Origin of the sequence: Hyalangium sp., from assembly GCF_035629615.1 — a bacterium.
In the GTDB taxonomy this organism is placed as follows: Bacteria; Myxococcota; Myxococcia; order Myxococcales; family Myxococcaceae; genus Hyalangium.
Genome location: NZ_DASPHO010000248.1, coordinates 1 through 4,951, shown reverse-complemented (window position 1 = coordinate 4,951; position 4,951 = coordinate 1). Strand labels below are relative to the sequence as shown.

Genomic DNA, 4,951 nt, shown 5'->3' with positions numbered 1-4,951 from the left:
TACGCCACCAGGTACGAGGCGGCGGTGTGCTGCCGCCCCATGTCGTAGAGGGCCCAGGTGAGGGGCTCGAAGAGCTCAGGCGTCGCCTCGCGGCCCATGAGCGGGGCCAGCTTCTCGATGGCGCCTACCGCGCCGCTGGTCCAGATGGTCATGAAGGTCTGCGCCAGCAGCTCCTCGTCGGGGACCTCCAGGCTGCCCTCCACGACGGTGTGGCCCAGCTCGGTGAGGAGCCGGGTGGTGTCTGCCACGGCCTTGAGGCACTCCTCGTGGACGGGGACGCCGGTGTTGGTGCGGGTGGTGAAGGCGATGCGCAGCTTGCCCGGCGCAGTGGTGACCTCCTGGGTGTAGGGGCGGGCCTTGGGCGGGGCCGCGTAGGGAGCGCCCACGTCGGCGCCATCGGTGGCGTCCAGCAGGCCGGCGCTGTCCCGCACGGAGCGGGTGAGGGCGTGCTCGGTGACGAGGCCGTGCATGATGTCGCCGATGTCAGGCCCCATGGGGAGGCGGCCACGCGAGGGCTTCAGGCCGAAGACGCCGCAGCACGAGGCGGGGATGCGGATGGAGCCGCCGCCATCACCGCCGTGGGCCATGGGGACCATGCCGCTGGCCACGGCCGCCGCCGCGCCGCCGCTGGAGCCGCCGGTGGTGTAGTCCAGGTTCCACGGGTTGCGGGTGGGCCCGAAGAGCTTCGGCTCGGTGGTGCAGATGATGCCGAGCTCGGGCAGGTTGGTCTTCCCGAGGATGACGAGGCCGGCGCGCTTGTAGCGCTGGGTGAGCTCGCTGTCGTGTGGCACCACCATGTCGGCGAAGAAGCGCGAGCCCGAGGTGAGCTTCTTGCCCGCGTAGGCGGAGATGAGGTCCTTGAGGAGGAAGGGGACGCCGGCGAAGGGGCCCTCGGGGAGGGGGGCCCGGGCCAGCTCGCGGGCCTCGTCGAACCAGTGGGCGATGACGGCGTTGAGCTTGGGGTTGAGGCGCTCGATGCGGGCGATGGCCGCGTCCACGAGCTCCAGGGGTTTGACTTCCTTGCGGCGGACCAGGTCCGCCTGGGCGGTGGCATCCAGGGAGGCGAAGGCGTCCATATGGGAGGGGGACTCTACTCTTTTCGCGCGCGCTGCCACGGACTCTCGCGCCCTCAGGCGAGGATGAGCACCACCCCGGCGCCCATGAGCGCGATGGCCGCGAGCTTCCGGGAAGTCACCGGCTCACCGAAGAAGAGGGCGCCGTTGACGACGGCCATCGTCATGCCGATGCAGCGCTTGATGGACTCGAAGAGGCTCACCACGACGAGCGGCAGCGCGAGGAACTGGAGCCCCTGCGCGGCCGAGGCGATGAGGAGCCCTACGGCGTAGGTGCCCCGGCAGCGGCGGACGGTGGCGAGCGAGCCCAGGTCCCGGCGCACGGCCAGCAGGACGAGGACGCACAGTGCGATGCCCAGGCATTGGACGAGGGCATGGACGGGGGTGGAGGCGTAGGCGAGGGCGCGCTTGTCGAAGATGGAGCCCAGCGACCAGAGCAAGGCGGCCGCGAGCATCATCAAGCTCCCACGCTCCCGGGTGACGCCGTGCAGGAAGCGAGAAGGGTGGGCGAGATCCTCCCTGGTGAGGTTGAGCAGGAAGGCGCCGAGCACCACGCCGGCAATGCCGAAGGCCTGGAGGGGCTGAGGCGCCTCGCCGAGCAGGGCCCGGGAGAACAGGACAGTGAAGACGGGGCTGAAGGAGAGGAAGGGGATGGTGAGGCTCAGGGGGGAGACCTGCAGGGCGCGCATGAAGAACAGGTTGCCCACCAGACCGAAGGCGATGGAGCCGGCGGCCTCGGGGGCGTAGCCCGGGCGGGGGGCTGCTGCCCCGGCGGCGAGCATCCACACGGCGAACAGGGGGGCCTGACCCAGCCCCATGAGGGCGGTGAGGGGGAGCGGCTCGACGGAGGTGGCCAGCTTCTTGCGCACGGCGTCGAAGGCGCCGTAGCTGACGGATGCGCCGAGGGTGAGGAGGACGGCTCCAGAGGTGAAGATCATCGCCTTTCTTCCATACCGGAAGGGTCCTTCCCCTGGGGGCTTCTTCTCGTCATAACGGGGGTTGTACCCCTCTCGGGCCCCCAGCTCGGGCCAACCCAGCGCATCCCTTGAACGTCCGCGTCTTTGCTTCCGAGCAGGAAGCCGCCACCGCCTGCGCCGCCCACCTCGCCGCCGAAGTTCGTGCCAGGCCTGAGCTCGTCCTGGGGCTGCCCACGGGACGCTCGCCGATCAACGTCTACCGGGAGCTGGTGGCGCTTCACGGGCGTGGCGAGCTGGATCTGTCACGCGCCACGACGTTCAACCTGGATGAGTTCCTGGGGCTGCCGCCGGACGATCCGACGAGCTTCCGAGCCTACATGGAGCGGCACCTGTTCCAGCACGTGAAGCTGGCGCCCGAGCGCATCCACTTCTTCGACGGGAGCGCTCCGGACGCGGAGGCGGAGTGCGCGCGGTATGACGCGGCGGTGGCTGCGGCGGGAGGGCTTGAGCTGGCGCTGCTGGGGATCGGGCCCAACGGGCACATCGCCTTCAACGAGCCGGGGGAGTCGCTCCGGGCTACGAGTCACCGCGTGCTGCTGTCCCGCGAGACGCGGAAGACGCTGGCGCCGCTGGTGGGGGATGATCCCTCGCGGGTGCCCATGGCGGCGCTGACGTTGGGCATGGCGCCGCTGCTCCAGGCGAAGCAGGTGCACCTCATTGCGTTTGGCGCGAGCAAGGGGGCAGTCGTCACCGAGATGGTGCACGGCCCCATCACACCCCGGTGCCCGGCGTCGTTCCTCCAGCTCCACAAGAACGTGAACCTGTGGCTGGACAAGGTCGCCGCCAGCGGGCTCCAGCGCCGCTGAGCCCGTGAACTTCCAAGGTCAGAGGTCAGGAGAGGCGGCTCGCTTGACCCCGAGCCCGCATCAGTAGGTCTTGCCGCGCGGGGTCCGGCCGGAGGAGATGTTCATCATCTTCGCCTCGCGCACGCGGCGCAGCAGCGAGACGAACTCCTCGCGATCCTCCATCCCATCCGTGGCCTTCTGCGCAAGATCCTCCGCCACCGCGAGGCTCCAGTCGCTGGCCTGAGGCGCACCTCGGAGGATGTCCGCCGTCCCCGCCACGGCCGTGGCGAAGCGCATGTCCGAGGACGCCTCCGCCAGCTTGCCGCGCAGCTGCTCGCGCGAGACGGAGAAGCTCTGCTCAGCCGCCTCCGTGCCCGAGGGCGCCTTCGCGCGCACCCGCACCGTCGCCACCTTCGCGCCCGCACCCGTCAGCTCCACCTCGTACAGCGCCGTGACGGTGTGGCCCGCGCCAATCTCTCCCGCATCCACCTTGTCGTTGCGGAAGTCCTGGTCCGCGATGGCGCGGTTCTCGTAGCCCACCAGCCGGTAGCCGCGCACCGCCGCCTTGTCGAACTCCACCTGAACCTTCACGTCCTTGGCGATGATCTCCAGCACCCCCGCCAGCTGCTCCTGGAACACCCGCCGGGCCTCCTTCTCGCTGTCGATGTAGAAGCAGTTGCCGTTGCCCTTGTTGGCCAGCCGCTCCATCAGATCATCGCGGTAGTTGCCCATGCCGAAGCCGATGGTGGACAGCGTCACGCCCTCCTGCACGAAGCCGCGGACGCTCTCCAGCATGTCATCCGCCCTGCGGAAGCGCCCGATGTTGGTGTCTCCGTCCGTGAGGACGATGACGCGCGAGACCACGTTGGCCCCGGCGTTCTTCACCGCCTGCTGGTAGGCCAGCTTCAGCCCGTCGCCCATGGCCGTGCCACCCCCTGAGCTCAGCGAGTCGACCGCCGCGAAGATCTGCTTGCGCTTGGAGGCCGGAGTCGGCGGCAGCACCTCGCGCACGTTCCCCGCATAGGTGGTGATGGCCACGGTGTCCGTCTCGTTGAGCCCATCCACCGCCAGCTTGATGGACCGCTGCGCCAGCGGCAGCCGGTCCGGCGAGTCCATGGAGCCGCTGGTGTCCACCAGGAAGACGAGGTGCGTCTGCTTGCGCTCGCTGCGGCCCAGCCGGCGGCCCTGGAGGCCCACCTTGAGCAGGTGCCGCCCCTGCGTGAAGGGCGAGGGCGTGCCCTCCAGGTCCACGTGGAAGTCCCCCTTCGTGGGCGCCGGGAGCCGGTACTTGAAGTAGTTCACCCACTCCTCCACGCGCACCGAGTCCCGAGGCGGCAGCGAGCCCTCGTTCACGTACCGGCGGAAGAGGGCGTAGGAGGCGGTGTCCACGTCCACCGCGAAGGTGGAGAAGGCGTCTTCCGAGGTGAGGGTGAAGGGGTTGGGGCGCTCCGCCGCGTGGGTGTTGCCTGTGGGCAGCGGCTCCGGGGAGGGCGTCGCAGCCATCGGTTGTGACGTGCCACCCTTGATGATCTGGATCACCTCCTGCCGTTTCTTCTCCAGCACAGGAGCAGCGCGGCCCAGCTCTTCGGAGTCCTGGGGAGGTGACTGTTCGTAGGAGGGCGACGGTGCGTCGGCCAGGGTGGGTGCGGGGAGCGCGTCCGCTTCATCGCTCGGCGCGAAGTTCTTCATCCCCTTCTGCATCAAGTCCCGGCTCTCCGACTTGCTCGTCATCTCGGCGGAGCCAGCCAGGGCCTGCGCACGCGCACCGAACTGAGGGCTGGCGGTGCGAGCGAACATGAGGAAGGCGCCCACCAGGAGCACGGCCGCTATCACCGTGAAGAGGAGGGCCTTCGACATGGTTCCAGAGCTCTTCATGTGCGCGAACCTCGTTGACGCAGGGGGGCGTGCTGCCAGCATCGCATGGATGCCACACCGGGCGCCTACGCGCGTCCGTCATTCATCCGAGGGTCGGTCATCGGGAGGATGGGCGCGGCGTGGCGCGCGGACGTGGCGGAGGAGGACGCAGGCGCGCGTATGCCGTCATCACCTTCACCACGTAGAACTCCGTCTCGCCGTTGCGCGGGACAGCCCCTTTCACCGCGCCGGGCCCCGCGTT

The 4,951-nt window shown here is 69.5% G+C and carries 4 protein-coding genes; 1 reads left to right on the top strand and 3 read right to left on the bottom strand.

The window, feature by feature from the left end:
- Together VD972_RS12465 and VD972_RS12460 are read right to left on the bottom strand one after the other, a co-directional pair.
- On the bottom strand, positions 1-1,076 hold a 1,076-nt coding region (locus tag VD972_RS12465; RefSeq protein WP_324985809.1), incomplete at its 3' end, for an amidase.
- A gap of 53 nt (positions 1,077-1,129) precedes the next feature.
- Positions 1,130-2,011, bottom strand: coding sequence for a DMT family transporter (locus VD972_RS12460; RefSeq protein ID WP_324985805.1), 882 nt, complete (start codon positions 2,009-2,011; stop codon positions 1,130-1,132).
- 107 nt (positions 2,012-2,118) lie between these two features.
- On the opposite strand from VD972_RS12460, the gene VD972_RS12455 reads away from it, so the two are divergent.
- On the top strand, positions 2,119-2,856 hold the full coding sequence (locus VD972_RS12455; RefSeq protein WP_324985802.1) for a glucosamine-6-phosphate deaminase: 738 nt from the start codon (positions 2,119-2,121) through the stop codon (positions 2,854-2,856).
- A 60-nt stretch (positions 2,857-2,916) separates the two neighbouring features.
- Here VD972_RS12455 and VD972_RS12450 read toward each other — a convergent pair whose 3' ends face one another.
- Positions 2,917-4,692: a vWA domain-containing protein gene (locus VD972_RS12450; protein WP_324985799.1), complete on the bottom strand. Its 1,776-nt coding sequence runs from the start codon at positions 4,690-4,692 to the stop codon at positions 2,917-2,919.
- Between the last annotated feature and the right edge of the window lie 259 nt (positions 4,693-4,951).